Source organism: Candidatus Kurthia intestinigallinarum, from assembly GCF_003991225.1.
GTDB classification, from domain to species: domain Bacteria; phylum Bacillota; class Bacilli; order Bacillales_A; family Planococcaceae; genus Kurthia; species Kurthia populi.
Map to the genome: position 1 here is coordinate 1 of NZ_JTFC01000037.1, position 1,935 is coordinate 1,935.

Sequence of the window (1,935 nt, forward strand, 5' to 3'; positions counted from 1 at the left end):
AATGGATATTGATGAAGAATCCTTCCCTTATAAAGATACAGCGATAAAATCAGCTGCGGCAAAAGGCCATTATGAGATGGTGCGCTATTTATTACAACAGGGGGCTGCGATAAATTTTGAACCGCCTCATCCCTATAAAGATGTCCTATTCGGTGCTATTCGATCTGGAAATAAAGAAGTTGTCCAACTGTTAATCGACCATGGTGTGGATACGACGATTCGTTATTTTGAGCGAAAAGATGCAGAGTTGATGGCGAAAGAACAAAATCAAACGGAAATTCTAGCGCTTATTCAGGCCCATAATGCAACTTTACCAGCCGACCATGTGCCGCGTACAACGCCTAAAGAAGAATACGATGATGAGGACGAGGACTATGAGGATGAAGAAGAAGAGGAAGAGGAAGAGTACGAAGAACCATCCAGTCATGCGGTAATTCGTGCGGCGTTTGAAGAGGTGTACGGTCCGATTCAAACAACCTATTATCAAAACTTCCCTTCTGAAGTCCCGATTCAGGCGCATATTATTGCCCCATCAGCCGCCCATCCGTATTATGTTTTATTTACAACAGGTATGAGTGACCGCGCGGTTGGATACAACCTGTTATATGTGGAAAATATGATGAAAGTACCTGCAGATTGGCTTGAAGGCGGGGCAGACTGGTTAGATCGAGAAAAAATATGGCCGATTAATTGGTTGATTAAATTAGCATGTATTCCGCATGATGAAAACGTTCAGCCGGCTCGAGGGGTCATCGTCCCCAACAAAGGGGATTTAGCAGACCCGTATGGCATTGAAACCTATTTAAGCTGTATGTTAATTTCGGCTCCTACTGATTCAGATATCCAGCACTTGCAGGTAGAAGGCGAAGAAATTCGTATCGATGAATTGGTGCCAGTATATAAAGCGGAGTGGCAGTATGCGGAAGCAAATGGCTATCCTGCTTTACAAGAAAAATTAACAGCCGCACAGGTCCAGGAAGTCATTGATTTTCAACGTCCTGCCGTTGTGGAGAAGCCGGTAGACGATGGACAGCCCAAACCAATTGGAACAGTTTCTAATTCAGAGAAAGTTCGTCAACGATTTGAAAAAGAATATGGACCGATTGCGCTCCAATTGACAGACTTGACGGTAGAAAGTGACCCGTTGATACAAATTAGTGGAAATATCATTTATCCAACGAAAAAATATCCATATTATGTTGTTTTCACACTGGGGGTCAGTAATCATATTCCGCCAAATGTGACGCACAACGAAGCGTATGAAATGATGATGAAATTGCCTTTAGATTGGGTCGCTTCTGAAGAGGAATGGACACTTCCTGAAAAAAATTGGCCCCTACGTATGATGGCAGAATTCGGGTATTATGTTCATAAAAACTTATTGAAATATGATGGGGATACAACATTTCCTGTAGAAGGGAAAACAAAAGAAATTCTTTTCGAATACACAAAAATGACGCATTTACTAGCAAGAGAACCGAGTGAATTGTTTGTTTCTGCAATTTCAAATGAAGAATTTCTGGTTGTACTTCATCAACTTATCCCGATTTATGAATCTGAAATGGATTATGCCGAAGGAATTTATGGTGTGGATTTGATTCACTGCTTAGAAAAGCAGCATGCTGAGCATGTATTCGTACAAAATCGACCACCATCTGTCTAAAAAAGACACGGAGAAATCCGTGTTTTTTTGTGTATAATGGAGATAAATGACAAATACCTACCATTTCTTTCATAAGAAAATTAAATGGGGCATACATAGGAAAGAAAGTACGACAATTGGAACAATGGAGGAATTTAAGCGTGGAAAATAAAAAACCAAACACACCGTTATTAAATCAAACGGTACAGAAGGCGATCAGAGAAGGGAAGCTAGACGTCCTGCAACAGCTAGACGAAAATAACGAGGATGTATTGCATGCCTATACACCGGTT

Annotated in this window: 1 protein-coding gene; it reads left to right on the forward strand. The window is 41.0% G+C overall.

Annotated elements, in window-relative coordinates; all coding sequences use genetic code 11:
• Positions 1-1,663 (forward strand): suppressor of fused domain protein (locus QI30_RS14735; RefSeq protein ID WP_126991364.1); only part of this gene is annotated, 1,663 nt, incomplete at its 5' end.
• Between the last annotated feature and the right edge of the window lie 272 nt (positions 1,664-1,935).